This is a genomic window from Pseudomonas sp. CGJS7, from assembly GCF_036961695.1.
On record NZ_JBAMDI010000016.1, the window covers coordinates 1 to 25,048 of the forward strand.

General features: G+C 63.8%; 23 protein-coding genes. 14 read left to right on the top strand and 9 right to left on the bottom strand.

Going from position 1 to position 25,048, the window contains the following annotated elements:
- Positions 1-4: 4 nt before the first annotated feature.
- Genes tatC through tatA form a run of 3 tightly spaced genes read right to left on the bottom strand, consistent with a single transcriptional unit; the run spans position 5 to position 1,286 of the window.
- Positions 5-766, bottom strand: coding sequence for a twin-arginine translocase subunit TatC (gene tatC / locus V7787_RS12255; RefSeq protein ID WP_104886621.1), 762 nt, complete (start codon positions 764-766; stop codon positions 5-7).
- The gene (gene tatB / locus V7787_RS12260; protein ID WP_003255013.1) at positions 763-1,053 is read right to left on the bottom strand and encodes a Sec-independent protein translocase protein TatB; all 291 of its coding nucleotides are present in this window, start codon (positions 1,051-1,053) and stop codon (positions 763-765) included. The genes tatC and tatB overlap by 4 nt, the downstream gene beginning before the upstream one ends.
- On the bottom strand, positions 1,053-1,286 hold the full coding sequence (gene tatA / locus V7787_RS12265) for a twin-arginine translocase TatA/TatE family subunit (protein WP_003255011.1): 234 nt from the start codon (positions 1,284-1,286) through the stop codon (positions 1,053-1,055). Before tatA ends, tatB begins: the two co-directional genes overlap by 1 nt.
- 145 nt (positions 1,287-1,431) lie before the next feature.
- On the opposite strand from tatA, the gene gspK reads away from it, so the two are divergent.
- Positions 1,432-2,397 carry a type II secretion system minor pseudopilin GspK gene (gene gspK / locus V7787_RS12270; protein WP_198748060.1) on the top strand — a complete coding sequence of 322 codons (966 nt, stop codon included), beginning with the start codon at positions 1,432-1,434 and terminating at the stop codon, positions 2,395-2,397.
- A 155-nt stretch (positions 2,398-2,552) separates the two neighbouring features.
- On the opposite strand, the gene V7787_RS12275 is transcribed toward gspK, so the two are convergent.
- Together V7787_RS12275 and V7787_RS12280 are read right to left on the bottom strand one after the other, a co-directional pair.
- A complete protein-coding gene (locus V7787_RS12275) occupies positions 2,553-3,524 on the bottom strand; it encodes an RHS repeat-associated core domain-containing protein (RefSeq protein WP_081273296.1) in 972 nt (323 codons plus the stop codon).
- 259 nt (positions 3,525-3,783) lie between these two features.
- The gene (locus V7787_RS12280) at positions 3,784-5,859 is read right to left on the bottom strand and encodes a PhoX family protein (protein WP_064493205.1); all 2,076 of its coding nucleotides are present in this window, start codon (positions 5,857-5,859) and stop codon (positions 3,784-3,786) included.
- Between the two features lie 223 nt (positions 5,860-6,082).
- On the opposite strand from V7787_RS12280, the gene V7787_RS12285 reads away from it, so the two are divergent.
- From V7787_RS12285 to V7787_RS12340, 12 genes are read left to right on the top strand one after another with little or no spacing between them, the layout of a single operon-like run.
- The gene (locus tag V7787_RS12285) at positions 6,083-7,723 is read left to right on the top strand and encodes a hypothetical protein (protein ID WP_064493206.1); all 1,641 of its coding nucleotides are present in this window, start codon (positions 6,083-6,085) and stop codon (positions 7,721-7,723) included.
- Positions 7,723-8,145 (top strand): hypothetical protein, encoded by a 423-nt coding sequence (locus tag V7787_RS12290; protein ID WP_064493207.1) that lies wholly within the window; start codon positions 7,723-7,725, stop codon positions 8,143-8,145. Before V7787_RS12285 ends, V7787_RS12290 begins: the two co-directional genes overlap by 1 nt.
- 21 nt (positions 8,146-8,166) lie before the next feature.
- Positions 8,167-9,903 (top strand): type II secretion system secretin GspD, encoded by a 1,737-nt coding sequence (gene gspD / locus V7787_RS12295; RefSeq protein WP_064493208.1) that lies wholly within the window; start codon positions 8,167-8,169, stop codon positions 9,901-9,903.
- On the top strand, positions 9,903-11,351 hold the full coding sequence (locus tag V7787_RS12300) for a GspE/PulE family protein (protein ID WP_064493209.1): 1,449 nt from the start codon (positions 9,903-9,905) through the stop codon (positions 11,349-11,351). The genes gspD and V7787_RS12300 overlap by 1 nt, the downstream gene beginning before the upstream one ends.
- A gap of 3 nt (positions 11,352-11,354) precedes the next feature.
- The gene (gene gspF, locus V7787_RS12305; protein WP_064493210.1) at positions 11,355-12,557 is read left to right on the top strand and encodes a type II secretion system inner membrane protein GspF; all 1,203 of its coding nucleotides are present in this window, start codon (positions 11,355-11,357) and stop codon (positions 12,555-12,557) included.
- Between the two features lie 17 nt (positions 12,558-12,574).
- A complete protein-coding gene (gspG, locus tag V7787_RS12310; RefSeq protein WP_064493211.1) occupies positions 12,575-13,009 on the top strand; it encodes a type II secretion system major pseudopilin GspG in 435 nt (144 codons plus the stop codon).
- A gap of 2 nt (positions 13,010-13,011) precedes the next feature.
- Positions 13,012-13,443 carry a type II secretion system minor pseudopilin GspH gene (gene gspH / locus V7787_RS12315; RefSeq protein WP_064493212.1) on the top strand — a complete coding sequence of 144 codons (432 nt, stop codon included), beginning with the start codon at positions 13,012-13,014 and terminating at the stop codon, positions 13,441-13,443.
- Positions 13,440-13,808: a type II secretion system protein GspI gene (locus tag V7787_RS12320; protein ID WP_064493213.1), complete on the top strand. Its 369-nt coding sequence runs from the start codon at positions 13,440-13,442 to the stop codon at positions 13,806-13,808. Before gspH ends, V7787_RS12320 begins: the two co-directional genes overlap by 4 nt.
- A complete protein-coding gene (locus tag V7787_RS12325) occupies positions 13,805-14,395 on the top strand; it encodes a type II secretion system protein (RefSeq protein ID WP_014589891.1) in 591 nt (196 codons plus the stop codon). Before V7787_RS12320 ends, V7787_RS12325 begins: the two co-directional genes overlap by 4 nt.
- Positions 14,392-15,468: a type II secretion system protein GspL gene (locus tag V7787_RS12330; protein ID WP_231114310.1), complete on the top strand. Its 1,077-nt coding sequence runs from the start codon at positions 14,392-14,394 to the stop codon at positions 15,466-15,468. Before V7787_RS12325 ends, V7787_RS12330 begins: the two co-directional genes overlap by 4 nt.
- Positions 15,465-15,851, top strand: a complete 387-nt coding sequence (gene gspM / locus V7787_RS12335; RefSeq protein ID WP_064493215.1) for a type II secretion system protein GspM — start codon at positions 15,465-15,467, stop codon at positions 15,849-15,851. The genes V7787_RS12330 and gspM overlap by 4 nt, the downstream gene beginning before the upstream one ends.
- Positions 15,848-16,510, top strand: a complete 663-nt coding sequence (locus tag V7787_RS12340; protein ID WP_104886612.1) for a general secretion pathway protein GspN — start codon at positions 15,848-15,850, stop codon at positions 16,508-16,510. The genes gspM and V7787_RS12340 overlap by 4 nt, the downstream gene beginning before the upstream one ends.
- Positions 16,511-16,966: 456 nt before the next feature.
- On the opposite strand, the gene V7787_RS12345 is transcribed toward V7787_RS12340, so the two are convergent.
- From V7787_RS12345 to V7787_RS12355, 3 genes are all read right to left on the bottom strand, one after another.
- Positions 16,967-17,728, bottom strand: coding sequence for a siderophore-interacting protein (locus V7787_RS12345; protein WP_064492340.1), 762 nt, complete (start codon positions 17,726-17,728; stop codon positions 16,967-16,969).
- Positions 17,721-18,266, bottom strand: coding sequence for a PadR family transcriptional regulator (locus V7787_RS12350; protein ID WP_064492339.1), 546 nt, complete (start codon positions 18,264-18,266; stop codon positions 17,721-17,723). Before V7787_RS12350 ends, V7787_RS12345 begins: the two co-directional genes overlap by 8 nt.
- Before the next feature lie 89 nt (positions 18,267-18,355).
- Positions 18,356-21,505, bottom strand: coding sequence for a transglycosylase domain-containing protein (locus V7787_RS12355; RefSeq protein WP_064492338.1), 3,150 nt, complete (start codon positions 21,503-21,505; stop codon positions 18,356-18,358).
- Between the two features lie 391 nt (positions 21,506-21,896).
- On the opposite strand from V7787_RS12355, the gene V7787_RS12360 reads away from it, so the two are divergent.
- Positions 21,897-23,315, top strand: coding sequence for an amino acid permease (locus V7787_RS12360; protein WP_003254987.1), 1,419 nt, complete (start codon positions 21,897-21,899; stop codon positions 23,313-23,315).
- A gap of 36 nt (positions 23,316-23,351) precedes the next feature.
- On the opposite strand, the gene V7787_RS12365 is transcribed toward V7787_RS12360, so the two are convergent.
- Entirely contained in the window at positions 23,352-24,971 is a 1,620-nt protein-coding gene (locus tag V7787_RS12365; protein ID WP_064492337.1) for an FMN-binding glutamate synthase family protein, read from the bottom strand.
- Between the last annotated feature and the right edge of the window lie 77 nt (positions 24,972-25,048).

Genomic DNA, 25,048 nt, shown 5'->3' on the forward strand with positions numbered 1-25,048 from the left:
GGCCCTACAATCCAGCCACAATCTCCTTGTCTGGCTCCGGCCGCTTCAACATTCCACAAGCCAGCAACCCCACCTCGAACAGCACCCACATCGGTACTGCCAGCATCGTCTGCGAAAACACATCCGGCGGTGTCAGGATCATCCCCACCACAAAGCACCCGACGACCACGTAGGGCCTGCTGCGCCGCAATGTGGCCACATCGGCCAACCCTGCCCAGACCACGATGAACGTCGCCACCGGGATCTCGAACGCCAGCCCGAACGCCAGAAACAGCGCCAGGATAAAGTCCAGGTACTGGCTGATATCGGTCATCATCGCCACGCCGTCCGGCGTCACGCTGGCAAAGAAACCGAACATCATCGGGAAAACCAGAAAGAACGCGAACGCCATGCCGGCATAGAACAGCACGATGCTCGATACCAGCAGCGGCAGGGCAATGCGCCGTTCACGGCGGTAAAGCCCCGGCGCCAGAAAACCCCAGGCCTGATGCAGCAGCAGCGGCATGGCCAGGAACAGTGCGCACATCGCGGTCAGCTTGAACGGTGTCAGAAAGGGTGAGGTGACACTGGTGGCGATCATGCTCGCGCCTTCCGGCAAAAAGCGCCGTAGCGGCTCGGATATGAGCGTGTACAGCGTCTGGGCGAAGGGGAACAGGCCGGCAAACACCAATGCCACCAGCGCCAGGCAACGCACCAGGCGTTTGCGCAGGTCGCGCAGGTGTTCGGTCAGGGGCATGCTCGCGGCAGGGTCCATGGCAATACTCATGAAGCATTTTCCTTGGGCAGCACGGCCGTGGCCGCATCATTGGCCGGTTCCGCGTTCAGGCTGATGCCCTGGCGGATCTCCTGTTCCAGGCGTTGCAGAGGTGCCTGGTCGAGGTTGGGCATCTCGATTTCGCGCTCCACCTGCGTGCGCAAGGCGTGCATGGCCCGGCGCGCCTGGCCCAGGCCGCGGCCGAGGGTACGGGCTGCCACCGGCAGGCGCTCGGGGCCCAGCACCAATAGCGCGACGACGCCGATCAGCAGCAACTCGCTGAAGCCTACCTCGAACATCAGGCCTGGCGGTCCGCTTGAGATTGCTGGGCAACTTGGCCGTTCAGCGGGCACTGTTGCTGCACGTGCGCCTGGTCAGCGGCGCTGGCGTCATTGTCACCACCCATGGACTTGCGAAAACCCTGGATCGCCTCGCCCACATCGCTACCCAGGCCCTTCAGGCGCTTGGTACCAAACAGCAAGAACACGATCAGCAGTACGATCACCAGTTGCCAGATTCCAATGCCACCCATAGCGACCACTCCTGTAAGGTCATGAAAAGGAAGGGCAATCCTGCCTTGCCTAGATGACGAGCACATGACGAACGGGCACTGCCATCTAGCTGAAACACCCCGCGTGTTGACTGGCGTTTTTATTCCGCGAGCGAGGCACACACCGATGGGTGGAAGGCAACAGCAGGGTGCGGCCCTGTTGATGGTGATGGTGGTGCTGGCAATGCTGGCGGCGGGCATGGCCTGGCTGGTGGAAGATGGCCGGCGTCAGGTCGACGAAGTGCGCCTGCTGCACCAGCGAGTGCAGGTGCGGGCCATGGAGCAGGCCGGCCTGGCCTATGCTGGGCAGGCCCTGCGTGACCCCGCCTGGCGGCTCAGTCCGCTGTTCTGGCAAGCCTTGCGCGGGCAGCCGCTGAACTACGACTTTGGCGCTGGCCAGGCGCAGTTGCGGGTACGCGACCAGCACACCTGCTTCAATGTAAACGCATTGCTGGGTGCCGATGGCGAACGCGCCGAGCGCCAGCTGCGTTACTTGCTGGGCAATGACATGGCGGCCGAACGCCTGGTCGACGCCCTGGCCGACTGGCTCGATGCCGACAGTGATGCCCGCCTGCAGGGCGCCGAGAGCGCCCAGTACCTGCGTCAGCAACCGCCACGGCTGGCGGCTGACCAGCCGATGCTCGACACCAGCGAGCTGAACCTGTTGCTGGAGCCGGACGCCAGCCGCCAGGCGCGTTACCCGATGCTGTGCGCCTTGCCCCAGACCACGGGTTGGCGGCTCAACGCCAATGCGCTGGGGTTGGAGCATCTGCCTCTGCTGGAGGCGATGTATGAAGGGCGTTACTCGCGTTCGTTGCTCAGCCGCATTGTCAGCGGCAGGCCGGCGTCGGGGTATGTGGACGCGGCTGCACTGCGCCAGGCGCTGGGGGCGGTGGATGACGAAACGTTCGAACGGTTGAGCGAAGGGCTGCTGCTCAACAGCGGGCATTTTCTGTTGCAGCTGTCGTTCGAGGAAGAGGGGCGGGTGATGCGCAGCGAGTTCCAGGTGGAGGCGCTGGGGGTGGTGCAATGGCATGCCCGGGTGCCGGCACAGCAGGTGCGGGTGCGTAGTAGAGAGCCTATAGCCTGGTAGGTTAGCGCAGATCAGGCAGTGCCGATCTCACCACCATCGCTCCGCGGTAGAGGCCCGCGGCCGCCCTTCTCCTCGACTCGTCGTGCGGCTGATGGTGGTGCGATACATGCTTGGAAAGCGCTGCACAAGCTCACACCGTCTTCCAAACTTTTCCACTATTCCGAGTCATAACGATAACGACTATAAGGATAATGGGGCATTTGATCAGTTCCGGTTCGTAATTGTAATGCCATATCTCTGTACATGTTGCGCTCGAGATAGGCGTAAGTTAATGTACCGGCGGCAAAACCGACAGGTATACTTGCTGCGCCAACGGCGCTGTGACTCGCAAGATATATTCCATAACCGAGCCCACCTGATACGGCACCATTTTCGTAACGGGTCATCATAGTTCCCCAGAACTCGGCTAGATCATTTGAACTCCTGAAAATTTCCCTTGCCCCATGCGCAATGGTCTCGATTCCATTGATCTCTAGGGTAACGTGGGGCGCGTTGGGTGGCGGGGTTTGTCCTGCCCTATACAAATTGATTCTCGGATCAAGATGTTGAACGGTGCTGTTGCCGTTACTGGTACTTAAAAGTGGTCTGACTACAGAAATGCGTGGAAGCTGACCGATCACCCAGTTCACTGCTCGACTCACTCCTCGCTGCACGCTTCGGCTGAACCACTGCCAAAACTGTCCAGTCGGGTCATTACGATTGATGGGGTCGTTCTGACAATAGCTATATCCGTTGGTCCCACCTTTACGAAATGGAGACTGAGTGTCAGATTGGATAAATCGCCTCAACGTGGGGCTGTAGAATCGGTGCCCATTGCCAAGTGGGTAACAGTGCAGCATCTGATCAAGTCGTTGCCCGCTATACGCGACAAGTTGTGAAGCGGGCAGCGTGTGGAGAAAACCATAGGGTGTATAGTTCTGTGGCAAGCCTTCAGGAACGATGCGCAAAGCAGTATTTGCATGATCAGACTGTAGGATCAGGCCTGCCTGTGTGGGGGCGTCTAACTCTGCTAAAGCGATACCATTGCCCCGTAACAATTGACGTGGGCTGTCACCGACTTCACAAGCCAAATGGTCGACTTGGAAGAAGAAATTTTTCCTGTTTGACAGCCACTTGGTTGAGCGCATATGCGTGATCCGTGGAGTGGTAGGTGGCCTAATGATTTTCTACGCGCATGTTGATGTCTACTGGCAGATTTATCAGGTCGCTTGGATACGCCACTGTGTGTGCGGCTTCCCAGCGAAGTGGAAAGAGAAAGTTTGCTGATTGCGGTGCAGCCCATCGCAACATAAGGCCGCTCCACGAAATACGCGATCCCTGGTAGGCGCGGGCTCACCCGCGAAGAGGCCTGCACAGCCAGCACAAGGCTGGCTGTGTTACCGCAGGTCAGGCGGTGCCGATCTCACCGCCATCGATCCGCTGAATCACCACCGTCGAAGCCCGCGGCCGTACGGTAGCCCCAGCCGGCGTCGCATCGGTCGCCTTGTCGGTATACGGCCAGTTGTCCGGGTGTTGAATGTTGACGAACAGCGTCTTGTTGTCCGGGGTAAAGGTAATCCCGGTCACCTCGCAACCATTTGGCCCGACAAAGAAGCGCCGCAGGTCCACCTGGTTCTGTGCGTTCACCGGCACCTGCTTGCCGCTGGCATCCACCAGGTCGGTAGGGATCACCGCCAGTAACTGGTCGTTGGTGTAGTCGGTCAACGTGGTTTCGCCGTTGTCGGTCTCGAACCACAGCACGCCGCGGCTATCGAAGCTCATGCCGTCGGGGCTGGCGAACTGGTTCAGTTCGGTCAGGCCGGAGCGGTTGATGTCGGCGGTGCCGGCAGCGTTGGCGCCGAACACGAAGATGTCCCAGGTAAAGCTCAGCTGGTCGTCGCTGTCGTGCCAGCGAATGATGTGGCCGTGGCGGTTCGGGCCGCGTGGGTTCGCTGCATCGACCTTGTCCGGGGTGCGTGCACTGTTGTTGGTCAGGGTCAGGTATACGTCGCCGTTCAGCGGGTTGACCGTGGTCCACTCCGGGCGGTCCATCGGCGTTGCGCCCACGGCATCGCCAGCACCACGGGTGTTGAGGATGATGCCCGGCAGGTCGCCGTACAGCGCCCCCAGGGTGCTGCCGCCGGTAGTGGCGGTGGCCACGTCAAGCAATAGCCATACGCCGGTGCCGTCGGCATTGAAGCGGGCCACGTAGAGCTTGCCTTGGTCGAGGTACTTGGCGCCGGTGGCCAGGCGGTCGGCCGGGGTGGCGTCGGCGGGGTCCCACACGGCGGTGGACACCCACTTGTACAGGTACTCGTTGTTCGAGTCGTCACCCATGTACCACACCAGCGGCTTACCGGCGACGGGCAGGCCGGGGGCGCAGCCCTCGTGGCGGAAGCGGCCCAGCGCGGTGCGTTTGGTGGCCAGGGTGCTGCTGTTGTACGGGTCGATCTCGACAATGTAGCCATAGGTGCTGGCTTCGTTGCGATAGTCGTCGGTGGCGCTGGCGCCTTTGACGGTAACGTCGAAGCGGGCGAATTCGTCGTCCACTTCGCTGGCGTCACCGGCAGCGCTTTCCCACTTGTACTGGCCGCTGGAGGTGCCCACGCCAATGCGGCGCTGGTCCTCGGGGCGGGTGCCCTTGTTGACGAAAATGCCCGGCCAGTTCTCTTCGCAGGTCAGGTAGGTGCCCCACGGGGTATAGCCGTTGCCGCAGTTGTTGTTGGTGCCACGGCAGTGGGTGCCAGCAGTGGAGTATTTGGTCTTGACGTGGTCGGTGCCACGCAGCGGGCCGGTGATTTCCATGCGTGAAGCGGTGGTGAAGCGACGGTTCAGCGGGTCGTTGTCGACCACCTGCCAACGGCCGTTGATTTTCTGCAGGCGTACGACGCCCGCACCGTGTGCGTTGATTTCCTTGCGCACTTCTTCAACCGGGCGCTTGCCGTTGACATCGGTAGTGGGGCCGGCCGGGTGCAGGGCGGCAGTGTCGATGTACTCGAAATTGATCGCCAGCAGGCCGTCTTCCGAGCTGCCGTTGATGGGGAAGAAGTGCATGCCATCGTGGTGCATGCCCATGGCGTTGGCCTGGTCGGTCGAGGTGTTGCTGCCGTCGGACTTCCACGGGTTGCCGTTGCTGTTCAGTGGCGTACCCCAGGGCGCCAGCACGTAGGCGCTATAGCCGGCGGCGACCACACAGGCGTCGGTGCGCGAGCCTGGGATGGACTGGAAGCCCAGTGCCAGTTTCGGCACTTCCGGCTCGGTGACTGGCGGTTCGGTCACCGGTGGCTCGGTGACCGGATCATCGTGATCGGAACCACCACCGTCGAAGCAGCCTGTCAGGCCGGTACCGGCAATCATGGCGATGGCGGCGCCCAGGCTGCCGCGCATCACGCTGCGGCGGCTCAGGTAGGCGTCCATGACGTTGGCCATCGGCAGGTTGCCGCTTTGGTTCCGGTCCAGGTTGTCGCCGGTATCTCGACTCATCAGGTTGTCCTTATGTTGGCTGAGTTGGAAGAAACCGCGACTGTAAGGCGCAAGTGTGATGATTCCTTGGCAGAAATGTTAACGAGCTTTTAAAACTTCCGGTTCTTGGATTGCTCTTCTAAAGATCGAATTGGAATTGCTGTCGGATTTCTGCCATCAAACTGTAATGCCAACGCCGCAACATCCGGGACCCTGAATGGACGTGGATAAGGATGGCGATGCGATGGCGAGCAGTGTGCACAGGCGCGAAGTGATCGGCTGGATGGGTATCGGTGCCTTGGCACCGCTGCTCGGCGCCTGCACAGCCTTCCCAGGGCAGCAGGGCGGCAATGCCCAGCTCGACTTGCTGTACGTCGCCGATACCCTCGATGCCCGCCAACCTGGCCAGGCGGTGGTACCGGCTACCCGGTTGGGGCCGGTCAGCCACTTGGGCCGTGCGCCCTGGATGACCGGCCGCAGCGCCAGTATCGCCTACCCGCAACTGGCGCCGCTGCTCGATGCCCGCCAGGCAACGACAGCCCAGCTGGGCGGTTATGCGGTACTCGCGGCGTTGCTGGAACAACTGCGTGGCGAGGCCGGTGCAGGCAACAGCCTGACCCTGGAAAACGGCCAGGGCTGGAATGGCAGTGGCCTGGCCTACCTGACCCAAGGCGAAAGTGGCGTGCAAGGCAGCCAGCTGCTGGGCATCGAAGCGCGGGTCAGCAGCGACGAGCGTGTGCTGTGGCCACAACGCAGCACGGGCCTGTATCGCCAGGCCAGCGCCATTACCCTCGGCGCCGGGCTGGCTGATGCACAACGCCAGGCACTGGGTGTGCAAGCCCTGCACGTTTTCGAGCGCGGCGGTGCCCGTATTGCAGTGGTCGGCGTGACCGACCCGTACGCCCAGGATCAGAAAGCCTCACTCAAACAGTGGTACCAGTCTCTGCTGCCGGTATTCGAACAAGCCCGGCACGAGGCTGACCTGGTGGTGGCCATGGCCGATGCAGGCACGGGCCCCGGCCTGTGGCTGGCTGAACGGGTGCCGCAAATCGACGTGCTGTTGTGCGCCCGTGGTCAGGACCTGTGGCCCGCACCGGTCGAGGTCACCCAGGCCAGCGGTCGGCGCGTGCCGGTGCTGTTTGCCGGCTGCCGGGGCAGCGGTGCCTTCCGCCTGCGCTGCCAGCGTGTGGCCGGCCAGTGGCAGTTCGACGGGCGTTTTTTCCCGGCCTTTGAACAGCAACTGGCGCCTGCCGCGCAGCTGCGTGTCGCGCAATTGCAGGCGCAACTGCGCCAGCAACGGGCCGGCCACGCGGCCTGGCTTGACCAGCCGCTGGCCCGCGCGCCTCAGGCCTTTTGGCGCCGCGATACCCGTGGCGGCAGCTGGGACTGCCTGCTGCATCAAGCCTTGGCCGACGATAGCAGCATGCCAGTGTTGCTGCCGGGCCTGCGTTATGACTACCCGCTGGCAGCGGGGGCGGCCATTACCCGCGAACATCTGATCAGCCTTACCGGTGGCTACCCCGCGCCAGTGGTCGAGGCACCGGCCAGGCAGGTCGAGCAAGTGCTGGAAAACGCCGCTGAGCAATTGTTCGGTGACCCGTTGCTGCTGGACAACAGCCAGGACCTGCCGCGCTGGCAGGGCCAGGCCTGGAGCGTCAGCTACAGCCCGCAAGGCAAGCGCATCACGGGGTTGGAGCCGGTGCAGGGCCTGTGCCGCACCTTTGGCTTGCAATTCGAAAGCCAGGCCGGCGAGCCACTGTGGCAGCGGGTCGAGGCCTGGCTCGCCCGCCAGCCTGAGGATTGGCAACTGGCGCCGCTGCAACTGCCCGAAGTGCGTTACGTGCAGGGGCACCCAGGCTGGCACCCAAGGCAATTGGCCTCGTGATGCTCACCTCGCGTCTGCTCACCGGCGCTGGCCTGACCCTGGCCGGCTGGCTGTCTGCGCAGTGTGTGCTGCAGTTGAGTCGGCAGCCACACCCGGCCATGGCGCCTGCGGTGGCCGACAGCCCGCTGCCCGGGCTGATGGTCGGTCACTGGCAGGCGCCGCCCGACGACGGCGCCATCACCATCACTCGTCTGCCGCTGCAATACCTCGGCGGCCTCAAGGCCCAGCCATTGGCCGCCAGTGTGGTGGTGCTGCGCTACGGCGAGCAAGTGCGCACCCTGGCCCGCGGTCAGCGCCTGGCGCCAGGGATCGTGCTGCAGGACATCGACAGCGATGGCCTGATTTTCAACAACCAGGGGCGGCGTGAGCGCCTGCCCTGGCCGCCACGCCCCGCCGTGACCGGCTTCAAGCGGCAAGGATGAACGATGCCTGTTAGATACTGCATGGCGGCTGCGCTGAGCCTGGCCTTGTCCATGGCCTATGCCCAAGAGCCGGTGTTCGATGACAACGGTACGCCGATGTACGAAGTGAATTTCGTCGATACCGAACTCGGCGAGTTCATCGACAGTGTGTCGCGCATCACCGGCACCACCTTCATCGTCGACCCCCGGGTCAAGGGCAAGGTCACCGTGCGCACCGTCGACCTGCACGACGCCGACGCCATCTACGACATCTTCCTGGCTCAACTGCGCGCCCAGGGCTATGCCACCGTCGACCTGCCCAACGGCAGCGTGAAAATCGTGCCCGACCAGGCCGCGCGCCTGGAGCCGGTGCCAGTGGAGGCGGGCGGGCAGCAGGGCGAGGGCAGCGACAGCGTGGCCACCCGCGTATTCAGCGTGCGCAACGCCGCCAGCGAACAGGTACTGGGCATCCTCAAACCGCTGATCGACCCACGGGTTGGGGTTATTACACCGTACCCGGCGGCGCACCAGTTGGTGGTGACTGACTGGCGCAGCAACCTCGAACGCATCGCCAGCCTGCTGCGCCAGCTCGACCGCCCTCAAGAGGCACCGGGCAGCGGCAGCACCCAGGTGATCTACTTGCGCCATGCCAATGCCGGTGAAGTGGTCAAGGTGCTGCGAGGGCTCAGCCAGGAAGGGGCGGTGCCGGCTGAAGGCGCGGGTGAGGCAGAGGGCAAGGACCGGCCGGTGGTGCCAGCCGCCGGTGGCTCGGGCATCCGCCTGGAATACGAAGAAGGTACCAATGCCGTGGTCATGGTCGGCCCCGACAGCGAGCTGGCGGCGTACCGGGCCATTGTCGAGCAACTGGACATTCGCCGTGCCCAGGTGGTGGTCGAAGCGATCATCGCCGAGGTGTCCGACAGCAGCGCCCAGGAGCTGGGCGTGCAGTGGCTGTTCGCCGACGAGAAGTTCGGCGCCGGTATCGTCAACTTCGGCAGTAACGGGGTGAATATCGCCAGCATCGCCGGCGCCGCCGCCAGTGGCGACAACGAAGCCCTGGGCGATCTGTTGTCCACCACCACCGGTGCCACGGCGGGCATCGGCCATTTCGGCGGTGGCTTCAACTTTGCCATGCTGGTCAACGCGCTGAAGGGCAAGAGCGGCTTCAACCTGCTGTCCACGCCCACCTTGCTGACCCTGGACAATGCCGAGGCATCGATCCTGGTCGGCCAGGAAGTGCCCTTCGTTACCGGCTCCGTGACGCAGAACAACGCCAACCCGTACCAGACCATCGAGCGCAAGGAAGTCGGGGTGAAGCTGCGCATCAAGCCGCAGATCAATATCGACAACAGCGTGCGCCTGGACATCGTTCAGGAGGTGTCGTCGATTGCCGACACCAGCTCGGCCAGCGACGTGATCACCAACAAGCGCGAGATCAAGACCAAGGTCATGGTCGAGGACAACGGCCTGGTGATACTTGGCGGGCTGATCAGTGACGAGTTGAGTACCAGCGACCAGCGTGTGCCACTGCTCGGCGACATTCCTTATCTTGGCCGGTTGTTCCGCTCCGATGCCACCCGCAATACCAAGCAGAACCTGATGGTGTTCATCCGCCCGCGTATCCTGCGCGACGGGCCGAGCCTGGCGGGCCTCAGTGAAGACAAGTACCGCACCTTGCAGCAGACCACACCGCTGCAGTTGCCGGACCTTGCAGAGGGCACGCGGCTGTTGCAGGTATTCCCTGCCAGCCGCGCACGCCTGGAAGGCGGTGACTGGTGATGCTGCCCTATCGCCAGGCACGGCAGAGCGGAGTGGCCATGGCCCCGGCAGAGCAGGGCTGGCAGCTATGGCTGCGGCCCGACGCCGACAATGCCCAGTTGCAGGAGTTGCTGCGTGTGCATGGCCAGCCAAGCCTGCTCGAATACCTGGAACCTGCGCTGTTCGACGAGCGCCTTGGCCAGCTGTACCAGGCCGGCGATGCCGCCACCGAAGCGCTGATCGAAGGCATCGGCGACCAGGTCGACCTGGATAGCCTGATGAGCGAGATGCCGCGCATCGAAGACCTGCTTGAAAGCGACGACGAAGCCCCGGTGATCCGCCTGATCAACGGCCTGTTCGGCCAGGCGCTGCGGCTGCGCGCCTCGGATATCCATATCGAGACCTTCGAGCAGAGTCTGGTGGTGCGTCTGCGGGTCGATGGCCACCTGCGTGAGGTGCTGCGTCCTCCACGTGCGTTGTCGGCCATGCTGGTATCACGGATCAAGGTCATGGCCCGCCTGGACATCGCTGAAAAGCGTCAGCCCCAGGACGGCCGCATCACCTTGCGCGCGGCGGGGCGCGAAGTGGACGTACGAGTCTCGACCTTGCCCGGCATCCACGGCGAGCGGGTGGTGATGCGCGTGCTCGACAAGCAGGCCAGCCTGCTGGCGCTGGATAACCTGGGCATGCCGGCAGCGGTATTGCAGGGCCTGCGCAGTTGCCTGGCGCGGCCCAACGGCATTGTGCTGTCCACCGGGCCGACCGGTTCGGGCAAGACCACGACCTTGTACGCCAGCCTGAACAGCCTCAACGATGGCAGCCGCAACATCCTCACCGTCGAGGACCCGGTGGAGTACGCCATCGCCGGCATTGGCCAGACCGCCATCAACCCGCGTGCCGGGCTGACGTTTGCCAGTGGCCTGCGCGCCATCCTGCGTCAGGACCCTGACGTGATCATGCTCGGCGAAATCCGCGATCAGGAGACTGCACAGATCGCCGTGCAGGCCAGCCTCACCGGCCACCTGGTGCTGTCGACCTTGCACACCAACAGCGCGGTAGGCGCAGTGACCCGCCTGCGCGACATGGGCATCGAGCCCTTCCTGATCGCCTCGTGCCTGCGCGGCGTCCTGGCCCAGCGCCTGGTGCGGCGTTTGTGCAACTGTGCCGTGGCGCAACCGCTACAGGCTGCCGAGCGCGAGCTGTGGCCTGAGCTTGCGGCGTTGGGCAGCACTTATCACGCCGTGGGTTGCGAGCAGTGCCAGGGCAGCGGTTATATCGGGCGACTGGGGCTGTACGAATTCATCGAGCTGGACGCTGGGCTCATCGGCCTGTTGTACGACGGCGCCAGTGAGCTGGCCATGCAGGACTATCTGGCTGACCGGCGCCAAAGCCTGGTGGCGATGGCCAGCGATTGCCTGGCCCGCGGTGAGACCAGCCTGGCCGAAGTGCTGCGCGTGGTGCAGGGCTAAGGCATGCCGACCTATCGCTACCAGGCCGTTGACCTCGCCGGCAAATCGCACAAGGCCAGCCTGCAGGCTGACAGTGAACGCCACGCCCGCCAGCTGTTGCGCGAGCAGGGCCTGTTCGCCCGTCAGTTGCAGCGTCATGAAGCCGGCAGCCGACAACCCCGACGCCAGCGCCTGAGCCGCGCCCAGCTGTGTGAGCTGACCCGTCAGCTGGCCACCTTGACCGGGGCCGGCATTCCCTTGGTCGATGCCCTTGCCACCCTTGAACGGCAACTGCGTCAGCCTGCCTTGCACAGTGTGCTGGTGGCCTTGCGCGGCTCGCTGGCCGAAGGCCTGGGCCTGGCCCGCAGCCTGGCCCGGCAGGGCGCACCGTTTACTGGCCTGTACTGCGCGCTGGTCGAGGCCGGCGAACGTTCCGGGCACCTGGCCCAGGTGCTGACCCGCTTGGCCGACCACCTGGAGCAGGTGCAACGCCAGCAACACAAGGCCCGCACAGCGCTGATCTACCCCGCTGTGCTGATGGGTGTGTCGCTGGCCGTGGTGATTGGCCTGATGACGTTCGTCGTGCCCAAACTCACCGAGCAATTCGCCCATGCCGGGCAAAGCCTGCCGCTGATCACCTCGTTGCTGATCGGCCTGAGCCAGGGGCTGGTGCACGCCGGGCCGTGGTTGTTAGGGGTGGCGCTGTTGCTCGGGGGGCTGGGCGGCTGGCTGCTGCGCAAACCGCACTGGTGCCTGCGTCGCGACCAGCTGCTGCTGCGCCTGCCGCGTATTGGCAGCCTGCTGCAGGTGCTGGAGAGCGCGCGTCTGGCGCGCAGCCTGGCGATTCTCTGTGGCAGTGGCGTGGCCCTGCTCGAAGCCTTGCAAGTGGCCACCGAAACCATCGGCAACCGGCGTATCCGCCTGGCCATGGAGCAGGTGCGCCAGCACGTGCAGGGCGGCACCAGCCTGCACCGTGCGCTGGATGCCAGCCAGCAATTCCCGCCGCTGCTGGTGAACATGGTTGGCAGCGGCGAGGCCAGCGGCACCCTGGCCGACATGCTCGAGCGCGTGGCCGACGACCAGGAGCGCGGCTTTGCCCGCCAGGTCGATACCGCCATGGCGCTGTTCGAACCCCTGATGATCCTGGTGATGGGCGCCGTGGTGCTGTTCATCGTGCTGGCGGTGCTGCTGCCGATCATGCAACTCAACCAGGGCCTGCAATTGTGACGACAAGGAGTATTGCCATGCAGCATCGACGTAACCGCCAACGCGGCTTCACCCTCATGGAAATCATGGTGGTGATCTTCATCATCGGCCTGCTGATTGCCGTGGTGGCGCCCAGCGTGCTGGGCAACCAGGACAAGGCCATGAAGCAGAAGGTGATGGCCGACCTGGCCACCCTGGAGCAGGCGCTGGACATGTATCGCCTGGACAACTTGCGCTTCCCCAGCAACGAACAGGGCCTGGCCGCGTTGGTCAAAAAGCCGGCTCAGGAGCCGCTGCCTCGGACCTGGCGCAGTGATGGCTACGTGCGTCGCCTGCCGGAAGACCCGTGGGGCACCCCGTACCAGTACCGCATGCCCGGCGAACATGGCCGGGTCGATGTGTACTCGTTGGGCGCCGATGGCCTGCCGGGCGGCGAAGGCCAGGATGCCGACCTGGGTAACTGGGCGCTGTAACGGTGCGTCATCAGCGCGGCTTCAGCCTGATCGAACTGTTGGTGGTACTGGCCATTGCCGGGCTGATGACCGGGCTGGCGGTGGCCGGTCTTGGCAACGGGCAGGCCAGTGTCGAGCAGGCCCTGCAACGGCTGGCGGTCGAGGTCCGCAGCCAGGCCGCGCTGGCCCGGCATGCGGGGCAACTGCGCGGGCTGCGCTGGAATGGCCAGCGCCCGGAGTTCGTCCGCCGCGAGGGCAATGCCTGGGTGGTCGAAGCGGTCCCGCTCGGCGACTGGCCCATGGGCCTGCACCCGGACTGGCCGGCCAGCCCGCAACCGCGCGTACTGTTCACGCCGCATGGCTGGGCGCAGGCGGGTAGCGTGCGCTGGCGCTGGGCCGATGGCAGTCAGCAATGGGCCTGGAGCCGCACCGATGGCATGTGGGTAGTGCCATGAATCAAGCACAGCGTGGTTTCACTCTGCTGGAGGTGACCGTAGCCCTGGCAATCGCTGCTGTGCTGGCGGTGATCACCAGCCAGGTACTGCGCCAGCGGCTGGCAGTGCAGGACAACCTGCAACAGCACCGCCTTGGCCTGTTGTGCGCGCGTGAGCTGCAAGCCCGCTTTGCCGTCGAGCAGTACTGGCCCGCCGAAAACCAGGTAGCCGGCGAGCTCGGCCAAGGTGGCCAACTGTGTCACTGGCAATTGCAACTGCGCCGCACCGGCGTGCGAGACCTGCGCCGTGGCGAACTGCAATTGTTCGCCGACCGTGACCAGCGCCTGCCACTGGGCCAGTACACCGTGTTTCTGGAGCGCCCATGAAACACCGCCAAACCGGCCTGACCCTGATCGAACTGATGGTCGCCCTGGCCCTGACTGCCGTGCTCGGCATCATGCTCGCCGCGCTGGTCAATGGCTGGCTGAAGGTTCGCGAACGCCTGCAGGACACCACTCGGCAAACCTCGGTGCTGGACTTTTGCCTGGCCCTGGAGCGGCGCTTCGACAGCCCGGTGCTGCGCCGTGTCTACGACCAGCGTCTGCCGCTGGCCAGCCGTTGGCTGGACTGGCAGCCCGCCAGCAACCAGTTGCTGTGGGTCGCCAGCACCGGCCTGCCGGCAGCCGAAGGTGGCTCGCGCCTGCAACGCCAGCGCCTGCGGTTCGAGGCCCGCGAGCAACGTCTGTTGCTGGAAAGCTCGGCGGACTTGTACGCCGCTGTCGCCCCGCGCTGGGTACAGCGCGAACGACTCGACCAGGTCAGTGCCATGAACGTTCTGTACTACCAGGGCGGCCGCTGGCTGGCCTGGCCTTCTGACCAACCGGTGCACCCAGGCCGTGGTGTGCGTCTGGAACTGCTGCGTGATGGAGCCCCCTATGTCTGCACCTTCGCCCTTCCATGGGGGCGCTCATGAAACTTGAATGGCGGCGGCGTACGCCGGCCCAGGCGTGGCTGCTGCTGCGCCCGGGTGCTGTCTGGCACTGGGCACTGGTTCAGGACGGTATTTTGCAAAGCGAGGGGCAGGGCGAGCCACCGGCCAACCCGCAGGCCCATGTTGCGCTGGTTCTGCCTGCCGAGGCGTGCAGCCATTTTCGCGTGCCGGCCCCGCCCGGGCTCAAGCGCGAAGAGTGGCCTTTGCTGCTTGAGGATCGCTTGCTGCAGGCCCCGCATGAGGTGGCCTGTGCTTGCCTGGCCCGTGAACCCGGGTACCTTCGTCTCTTGGTAGTGGCGCGTCAGCAGCTGGATGACTGGCGTGGCCAATGTGCCGAATGGGGCTTGCAGACGGTACGTTGCTGGACGGAGCTACAGCTGCTGCCATCACCCGAGCCAGGATGCGCCTGGCAATGGCAACGTACCCCCGGCATGTCGCTCTACAAAGGCTTGGCCGAAGATGGACAGGAGCACTGGCTGGCGTGGCCTGATGCCTTGGGTGGCGTGCCGCAGCCACCGTGGGCAGGGCTGCACAAGACATCGCTGAGCGGCAAGTGGCCAACCGTATTTGCGCCGCTCGACACAATGCCCGGCCTGTTCGACCGCGCCCGCAAGGTGCGCTCGTTGCCGGCGGCGTCTCGCCAGCAGCAGCGGCTGCTGGCAGCTTGCCTGGTGCTGGCCACCGTTTGGGGTGGCCTGTGGTTGAGCCAGCAATGGCGTCAGGCACAACTCTGGCGTAGCCAGGTCATTGCCGTGACCGGGGAGCAGGCCAGCCCTCGGCACGCGGCACAGGCCCTCAAGCGCCTGCGCGAGAGCGTACTGCAGCAGCAACTGCGTACACGTCAGCTCGACGACCTGCAGGCTCGCTTGCAGACCTGGCTGCGTGACAACCCCGGCTTGCGCCTGCAAGCGGTGCGCTTCGATGGTCAGCGTTGGCACCTGCGCCTGGAGGGCGAGGGCAGTGCGCCGCCATGGCCTGATATGGCGGCTGCCGCTGGCGCCACAGTGCAGGTTCAAGATGGCCAAGTGATCTTCGACCTGGGAGCAGCCTCATGAACCGCGACTGGCTGCAGCGTCATCGCATCACGTTCGCCTGGGGACTGATCGCCCTGCTGCTGGCCTTCCTGGCCCTGCGCGAAGGCGTTGCGCAATGGCGCGTGCTTGGCCAGTGGCGTGTGCTGGCCGAACAGGCGGCCAGCCTGCAAGGCGGGCCCGGTTTGAACCTGGAGCGGCTACGTCAGTCGGCTCAGGCCCGTGGGGTCGAACTGATCGAAGTCGATACGCAAGGCAAGGCCTGGCAACTGCGCGGGCAGGTGGCCGATGAGCGCATGCTGCAAGGCTGGGTGCAGAGCCTGCGTGCAGAAGGCGCATTGCCGTTGCAATGGGGGCTGGAGCAGCAGGGCAAGGCTTTGCGATTCGACCTGGTGGTGCAGCCATGAGCCGCAGTGCAGCAATGGCCTGGGTGCTATTGGTATTCGTGCTCACGCTGTTTATCGAGCTTCCGGCCAATTGGGTGGTGCGTGCGTTCGGCCTGCCGGTACGCGATGTTGGTGGAAGCCTCTGGCAAGGGCAGGCCCAACAATGGGGGCCGGTCGGGCCTTTGCGCTGGACGGTGCAGCCCTGGCGCTTGCAGGCCAATGCGCAAGTGGGGTTCCAGGGCCAGGCCTGGCAGTTGCGCGCAGAAGGCTGGCCTTGGCAGTGGCGGCTGGAGGCATCAGCCAAGGGGGCTTTGGCGACGGTCTCGACGGATTATCGCCTGGCCGGCCAGTGGCAGGGGGGGGTGAGGATGCAGGGGGCAGGGCGCCAATGCCAGGCCAGTGAAGGCCGCGTGATCGTAACCGACCTAGCCCTCAGCGACCCTTGGTCCCTGGGCCTTGGGCACGGCTGGCTGGAAATGGATTGCCGCAGTGGCTGGCATCTGCGCGGGCAGTTGGCGCAGCAAGGGCAACATCAACTGACCGTGGACGCCGACCTGCCAGGACGCCGGGCGCAGGTGGTGTTCCAGCTGCAGCCTGAAGCGCAGCTGACGCCATTGTTGCGTGGGGCCCAATGGCTTGGACCGCAGGCCCTGGCGGGGCAGCGAGACCTTCGTTGGTAAGCAACAACGTGGCGCGGCCCCCTGTAGATAGCTGTTGGCGGTCGAGCCTTTCTGAGGTGCTTGGGGCTGAACCGCTTGGTCGTATCAAAAGGGGGCATACCCGCGAAGCAGGCGGCGCGTTGCGTTGCACCGGCTGCGCCGGTGTTCGCGGGTGAACCCGCTCCTACAACGGCCTGTGCCCAACCACCGATTGGTGCCCAACCGCCGATTTGTGCCCAACCGCCGATTTGTGCCCAACCACCGATTTGTGTCCAACCGCCGATTTGTGTCCAACCGCCGATTTGTGCCCAACCGCCGATTTGTGTCCAACCGCCGATTTGTGTCCAACCACCGATTTGTGCCCAACCGCCGATTTGTGTCCAACCACCGATTTGTGTCCAACCACCGATTTGTGTCCATCCCCGATCAGTGTGGGAGCGGGCTTGCCCGCGAAGACGGCAGATCAGGCAATCACGATCACTCGTCGTCGTCGGTCCCGTTGGCCCGCCAGTAGGCTGCAGCCTTTAGCGCGTCTTCCTTTACCCCTTTCTCCAGCAACAACGCCTTGGCCTGGCGAGTCAGGGCTTTTTCCAGCGCCACCCAGGCATACAGCCGGCCTTGCGGCAAGCTCAGGTTACGCACCAGTTCCAACAAGTCTTCCTCTTGGCGACGTACCCAGATCACTTCCACCTGCGCCTTGCTTGGCAGCGGCTGGCGCTCGTGCTCGTCTTCGATCTGGATCACTGCCAGCACCTGGCGTCCCGCCGGCAACTCCTCCAGCCGACGGCCAATGGCCGGGATGGCAGTTTCATCACCGATCAGCAGGTAGCTGTCGAAAATATCCGGCACCACCAGCGAGGCCCGTGGCCCTGCGATATCCAGGGTTTGCCCAGGCGCGGCTTGCGCGGCCCAGGTAGAGGCAGGGCCGTCGCCGTGCAGCACGAAGTCGATGTCCAGCTCATGTGCCACCAGGTCGATGCGCCGTGGTGTGTACTCGCGCATGGTGGGCCGCGCGCCACCGTCCTTGCCCAGGTTACGGGCCTCGATGGCCTGTCGTTGCTCCGGCGTTTCGGCGAACAGCAGCTTGATATGGTCGTCGCTGCCCACGCTGGTAAAGCCTTGCAGCTCGGCACCCCCCAGGGTGATGCGGCGCATGCGCGGGGTCAGCTCGGTGACCCGCAGCACCTGCAGACGGCGCTGGCGGATCTCGTGGTTTACGCGGTGAATGGTGTCACTCATGGGGCGTCTCCCTGAAAGGTTCGGTGGGCCCGGAGGCGATGGCCTTGGCGGTATGGTTGAGCAGGTCACGGACCCGTTCGATTTCTTCCGCTGTCCAGCGGCCGCTGTGCATGTGCAGTGCATGGCGCAGGTTGCCGACCGCTTCATGAATCTCTGGCGGGCGGTCGTGGCCGCGCAGGGCGCGTTTGCTGACCTCGATGCGCATGCGCACGCCATCCAGGGCCACTGCCTGATCCGCCAAGGCGCTGCGGCCGGCATCGGTGATGGCGTAGAGGCGCTTGCTGCCTTGTACCTGGCCGCTGATCAGTTCGGCCTCTTCAAGGAAGTTCAGCGTGGGGTAGATCACCCCTGGGCTTGGGCTGTAGCTGCCGTCGAACAGATTTTCGATCTGGCGGATCAGGTCGTAACCGTGGCCGGGCTGCTCGGCCAGCAAGTCCAGCATCAGCAGCTTGAGGTCACCCGGGGCGAAGACACGCGGGCCGCGCTCGCCACGGGCGGGGCGCCGCTCGAAGGGATCATGAGGGGGATGTTCGCGCATAGGAATAGGGCTCCGTCGTTTGCGATATATCGTAAGATATTACTCAAGATATATCTAAAGACAAGCCCTTCAATGCTGATGATTATCATCTACTGCGTCGATGTGTTCCCTGCCGGTGGCGGTGTGTGCAGGGCAACCTGTGGCGGCTTGCACTCATTCGGGTTGCCGGGCTGCAGGTAAGGCATGAGGATCGGTGCCATGCCCTTGAGCACCTGCACTGGCAGCGCCGAAGTAAATTTGAACGCTTCTGCCGTGCGGCCCGGCACGAAGGCGGTCAGCGTGCCGAAATGGTTGTCGCCGAGGAAGAACACGAAGGTGGCGGTGCGGTTCAGCGAGCGCGAGCCGATCAGCCGCCCGCCGGCGCCGAAACTCTCGATTCGGTTGTCACCGGTACCGGTCTTGCCGCCCATCACCAGCGGCGTGCCGTCCTGCAGCTTGAAACTGCCGGAAATACGCCGTGCGGTACCTGCATCGACCACTTGCGACATGGCGCCTTTGAGTGCACGCGCCACTTCGACTGGCAGAATTCGCACGCCCCGGTCCGGGTCTGTGATCAACTTGGTCTCGTAGGGTGTGTTGGCTGCAAAGTGCAGGGTGTCGATGCGCAGGGTAGGCAGGCGAACACCGTCGTTCTGGATGATCCCGACCAGTTCGGAGAGGGCAGCGGGGCGGTCGCCGGAGCTGCCGATGGCGGTGGCCAATGAGGGCACCAGGTGGTCGAATGGATAGCCCACGCGTTTCCAGCGTTGGTGGATATCGAGGAAGGCTTCGATTTCGACCATGGTGCGGATGCGGCTGTCACGGGCGCCCTGGTGGCGGCTCTTGAACAGCCAGCCGTATACCTCCTGGCGTTCGAAACGACTGGCGTTGATCATCTCGGTCAGTGTCGAGCTCGGGTTCTTCAGCAGGTAGCCAAGCAGCCACAGGTCCAGCGGGTGGACCTTGGCGATGTAACCCTGGTCGGGCAGGTCGTACTTGCCGGGGCCGTAAGCTACGTACATCTCGGACAGACGGCCATCGGTCAGTTTGCCCAGCACGACCTTGTCACCCTTGAGGTGGGCACGCACGAACGCGTTGAAGGTTTCCTGGCTTGCCTCGGGGAACAGGTAGCGGTGTACCGCCGCCAACCGTTGTGGGGTCACGCGCATGCTGTCGAGGAAGGTGTCCAGGCGTTGTTGCGAGGTTTTACGCTGGTACTTCTTCCAGAAGCGCATCAGGTAGTTGGTGCCTTCCTTGTCGGCAAAGCGCGCAAGGTACTCCTGGCGGCGCGGGTCGGCATCGTCCTTGAGCAGCGGCACGCGATTGTACGGCTGCTGGTAAGTCACGTAGCGCACCAGGTCGCGCATCAGGCGGATGAACGGCAGGTTGATCGACTCGCGCAGTGCATCCTTGAGTGTCGGGTTGCGGTTGTTGTCTTCCTTGCGGAAGTTGTTGAACACATGCATCCCGCCACCGGTGAAAAACGCTTCACCGGTGTTGGCCGAGTACTTGCGCTCGAGCGCGGCGTCGAGCATGGCGTCAAGGCTCTGGTTCTTGCTGTTCTGCGCCAGCCATTCCAGCGACCATTGCGTGATGCGGTCGAGTTCAGCCACTTCGACCTTCTTCAGCTCGGCGGCAGGTTTGCCAGCGTACTTGTCGTGCAGCTCGGCGATAATTTCAAGGTAGGTGGTCAGCACCCGCAGCTTGGCGGTTGAGCCCAGCTCCAGCTTGCTGCCTTCGTTGATGTCGAAGGGCTGGTTGGTGCTGTCGGTCTGCACCCGTACCCGCGAGCCATCGGCGGTGCGTTCGAACAAGGTGAAGCTGTAGCTCACCTGGTCGGTGGTCTTGGCAGTGAGCAGCCGCTCGCCGATCAGGCCTATCTGAGCGGCAAACTCCGGGTCGGCAAGGTTTTTCAGGTACTGGCTAACCTGCAGCTGCAGGTCGGCCTGCAAGGTACTGGTGGCTGACAGGTCGAGGCGGTCGAGGTCGTACAGCGGGCGATTGAGCATGGCCGACAGGCGGTTGCGTGCCAGGCTGATGCCCTTGTTGGTAATGATCGGTACGATGGTCGGCTGCGCGACCCAGTCGCGGTACACCGCCTTGCTGGCCAGCGCGGCATCGGCCAGCGGCTGATCGATGACCTTGTTGGCGGCGAGCACGCGGATGTGCGCGTCGGTCAGTTCGGCCAGCTCGACCCGGCCCTTGGACAAGTAATGCGAGGGGCGGCGCTGGGCAATCATCAGCGACAGCACCTGGCGCAGGGCCAGGCCACGTGCAGCCATGCTCTGGGGGTCGGTGGCGGTGGCGTTCAGGGCCTGGTTGACCTGGTCGAAGTCGGCGCCGTACCACACTCGCAGGCCCTCGGCCATGCCATGCACCTCGCCATGCCCAGGCACAGCCGACAGCGGTACGCTGTTGAGGTAGTCACGCACGATGCGCTGGCGTGCTTCGGTGGTGTCGGGGCCGCCCTGGTAGGCACGCACGCTGGCAGAAATCATCTGCCGGATTTTCTCCGCGCCCGACACCGTCAGGCCGTCGGGTGAGTGGCGATATTTCTCCAGCTGTGTGGCCAGGGTGCTGCCGCCGGCAGACTGGCCGGGCAGGGCCAGGTACTTGGCGACCTGGCTGTAGGCGGCCTTGGCAAAGCGTGGCCAGTCCACTGCCGGGTTGTTACGTGGGTCCTGGGTATCCAGCAGGTCGCGGTTTTCGATGAACAGCAAGCTGTTGACCATCACGGGAGGGATCGCTGCAAAGTCCGGGTAAAGGTGCTGGGGGTAGTTGTACTGGTACAGCGTGTCGCCGCGGCAGTCGGTGATCGACAGGCCGGCCTGGATTTTCTCGATATAGGGCGCGAACAGCCCATGATCGACGTAGTTCATCAATGCGGGTGAGAACTTCACCTGTTCGCTGATGAGGTAGTCGCGCTTGAGCAGGCGTGGCAGGAATTCACCCAGGGCGCTATAGCCCAGGCGTTTGTCGAACGGCCCGTCACCGGGGTAGATGATGGCATCGCTGGGACCGGGTTGCAGCGAATAGGTCAGTGTACTGGCCAGTTTGCTGAACTCGCGCGATTGCAGTTCAGAGGTACGGAATTCGTCATACGCGGCAACACCGATGGCTACCAGCGCCACCAGCAGGATGAGGATGATCAGCCGCCACCATAGCCGACGCTGACGGGGGGACTTGGGTTGTGGCGTCTCGGCCGGAGGTATCTCGGGTGCTTCCGTTCTGCTTGGTTCCGATTGCCACAGTGCGCCCATAATCTTCTATCCGGCCAAGTATTTTCGTCTTGCTTGTCTGAAGCTTAGACGTTGAGTGGATAGGGTGAAAAATTTGTAAGAAGAAGGAAAAAGTCATGTGGGGCTATGCGGCTTTGGTGTGGGTTCCTTCAACGGACGATGTTGCTATGGTGCCTTGGCGATTCGTGGGGCACGTTGAAGCCCCAGAGTTCTAGCCAAATTTCAGCACATATACAGTGAAAACACCTACAACGGTCTTCCTATACTGCTCGCCCCCTTCGCCCTGCCGGGCGCTCTAGTCCGGCACATGGGCCGGCCCACAAGGCCAGCCTGGCAAGCCAACGCCACGCCTATCGGCATGGTCGCGGCTGCACGAAGGTCAAATCCAATAACAAAATGAGGTTGTATTGCTATGCCAGTCGGCAACCACTCTGCCCACGGCCAGGCCACTGAAGGCGGCCCGCTCAAGCGTGAACTGGGCGAACGGCACATCCGCCTGATGGCGCTGGGCGCCTGTATCGGTGTCGGTCTTTTCCTCGGTTCGGCCAAGGCGATCGAAATGGCCGGCCCGGCCATCATGTTGTCCTACATCATCGGCGGCCTGGCCATCCTGGTGATCATGCGCGCCCTTGGTGAAATGGCCGTGCACAACCCTGTCGCCGGCTCGTTCAGCCGTTATGCCCAGGATTACCTCGGCCCATTGGCGGGCTTCCTGACCGGCTGGAACTACTGGTTCCTGTGGCTGGTGACCTGTGTTGCCGAAATCACGGCAGTGGCCATCTACATGGGCATCTGGTTCCCCGACGTTCCGCGCTGGATCTGGGCCCTGGCGGCGCTGGGCAGCATGGGCGCGGTCAACCTGGTGGCGGTGAAGGCTTTTGGTGAGTTCGAGTTCTGGTTCGCGCTGATCAAGATCGTCACCATCATCGCCATGGTGCTTGGCGGCATCGGCATCATTGCCTTCGGCTTTGGCAATGACGGTGTGGCAGTGGGGATCTCCAACCTGTGGAGCAACGGCGGCTTCATGCCCAATGGTGTGACCGGCGTGCTGATGTCGCTGCAGATGGTGATGTTCGCCTATCTGGGCGTGGAAATGATCGGCCTCACCGCCGGTGAAGCACGCAACCCGCAAAAGACCATTCCGCAGGCCATCGGCTCGGTGTTCTGGCGCATCCTGCTGTTCTACGTCGGCGCGTTGTTCGTGATCCTGTCGATTTACCCGTGGAACGAAATCGGTAGCCAGGGCAGCCCGTTCGTCATGACCTTCGAGCGCCTCGGCATCAAGACCGCTGCTGGCATCATCAACTTCGTGGTCATCACGGCGGCGCTTTCGTCGTGCAACGGCGGCATTTTCAGCACCGGGCGCATGCTCTATAGCCTGGCACAGAACGGCCAGGCCCCGGCGGCCTTCGCCCGCACCTCGAAGAACGGCGTGCCACGCAATGCGCTGCTGCTGTCGATCGGCGCGTTGCTGCTGGGCGTGCTGGCCAACTACCTGGTGCCAGAAAAGGTCTTCGTCTGGGTGACCTCGATCGCCACCTTTGGTGCGATCTGGACCTGGGTGATGATCTTGCTGGCACAGCTGAAGTTCCGTGCCGGCCTTACCACTGCCGAGCGCAAGGCACTGAAGTACCGCATGTGGCTGTGGCCGCTGAGCTCGTATCTGGCACTGGCCTTCCTGGTGCTGGTGGTGGGGCTGATGGCGTACTTCGAGGATACGCGTGTGGCCCTGTACATCGGCCCGGCGTTCCTGGTGTTGCTGACAGTGCTGTATTACACGTTCCGCCTGGCGCCGAAAGACGCGCAAGGTGTGACGAGTACAGCCTCCTGACCTGACGTGGGGCCGCTTCGCGGCCCCAGCGTTCTCTCAGGCCGCCACTTCGCTGTGCGGCTCGAAACTGTCCGCCCGGGCCAGTTGCCACATCCGCGAATAGAACTGCCCGTTCACCTCGCCGGTCAGCAGCTCGCCTGGCTTCAAGAACACATGCATCTGCGAGAACAGCTTGATTTCGGTGGCCGAAATGCGCCGCACCAGGTGCTTGGCCTCCAGTTGTGCCGGATGCTCCAGGCCTGCCGCCGCCAGCATTTCTGCCAAGGCACGCAACGTGTTGTGATGGAAGTTCAGCACCCGCTGGGCTTTGTCGGGCACCACCAGCGCGCGCTGGCGCAGCGGATCTTGCGTGGCCACGCCGGTCGGGCACTTGTTGGTGTGGCAGCTTTGCGACTGGATGCAGCCGATGGCGAACATGAAGCCGCGTGCCGAGTTGGCCCAGTCGGCGCCAATGGCCAGCACGCTGGCGATGTCGAAGGCGCTGACAATCTTGCCGCTGGCGCCCAGCTTGATCTTGTCGCGCAGGTTCAGGCCGACCAGGGTGTTGTGCACGAACAGCAGGCCTTCACGCAGTGGCACGCCGATATGGTCGGTGAACTCCACGGGCGCTGCGCCGGTGCCCCCTTCCTTGCCATCGACGACGATGAAGTCGGGCAGGATGCCGGTTTCCAGCATGGCCTTGGCGATGCCCATGAATTCCCACGGGTGGCCCAGGCAGAACTTGAACCCCACTGGCTTGCCGCCGGACAGCTCACGCAACTGGGCGACGAACTCCATCATTTCGATCGGTGTCGAGAAGGCGCTGTGGCGCGACGGTGAGATGCAATCCTCGCCCATCAGCACGCCACGGGTTTCGGCAATTTCCTGGGTGACCTTGTGTTTGGGCAATATGCCGCCATGGCCGGGTTTGGCGCCCTGGCTCATCTTGATCTCGATCATGCGCACCTGAGGGCTGCGCGCCTGGGCGGCAAAGCGTTCGGGATCGAAGCGCCCATCTGGCGTGCGGCACCCGAAGTAGCCGCTGCCCAGTTCCCACACCAGGTCACCACCGTGCTCGCGATGGTAGGGGCTGATGCTGCCCTCGCCGGTGTCATGGTGGAAATTGCCCAGCTTGGCGCCTTGGTTGAGCGCACGGATGGCATTGGCGCTGAGCGAGCCGAAACTCATGGCCGAAATGTTGAAGATCGACGCGGAATACGGCTGGCTGCACTGCGGCCCACCAACGATAACGCGGAAGCTGGCCGGGTCAGCCAGCGGTGCCGGGCGCATGGAGTGGCCGATAAACTCGAAACCGGATTCATATACGTCGATCAGGGTGCCGAAAGGTTTGTCCGAGGCTTCGTTCTTCGCCCGGGCATACACCAGCGAGCGCTGGGCGCGGGAGAAGGGCAGGGCATCGCTGTCGGACTCCAGCAGGTACTGGCGGATTTCCGGGCGAATGGCCTCGACCAGATAGCGGATGTTGCCGAGAATCGGGTAGTTGCGGCGTACGGCGTGGCGCTGCTGCAGCAGGTCGAACAGGCCGATCAGGCTGAGAATGCCTGTGGTCAGGGTGAACGGCCACAACCATTCGTGGTGGCTGAAGGGGAGGCTCGCCAAGGTGAACAGCACACAGGCGGCGAAGAAGGCATAACGACTGAGAAGTGACAGGCTCATACAGGGTCCTTGCGATGGCGCGGTCAGGCTCAGGGCCTGGGGCAAACCCCGACCATAGCCAAGTTGCCGGGCGCTGC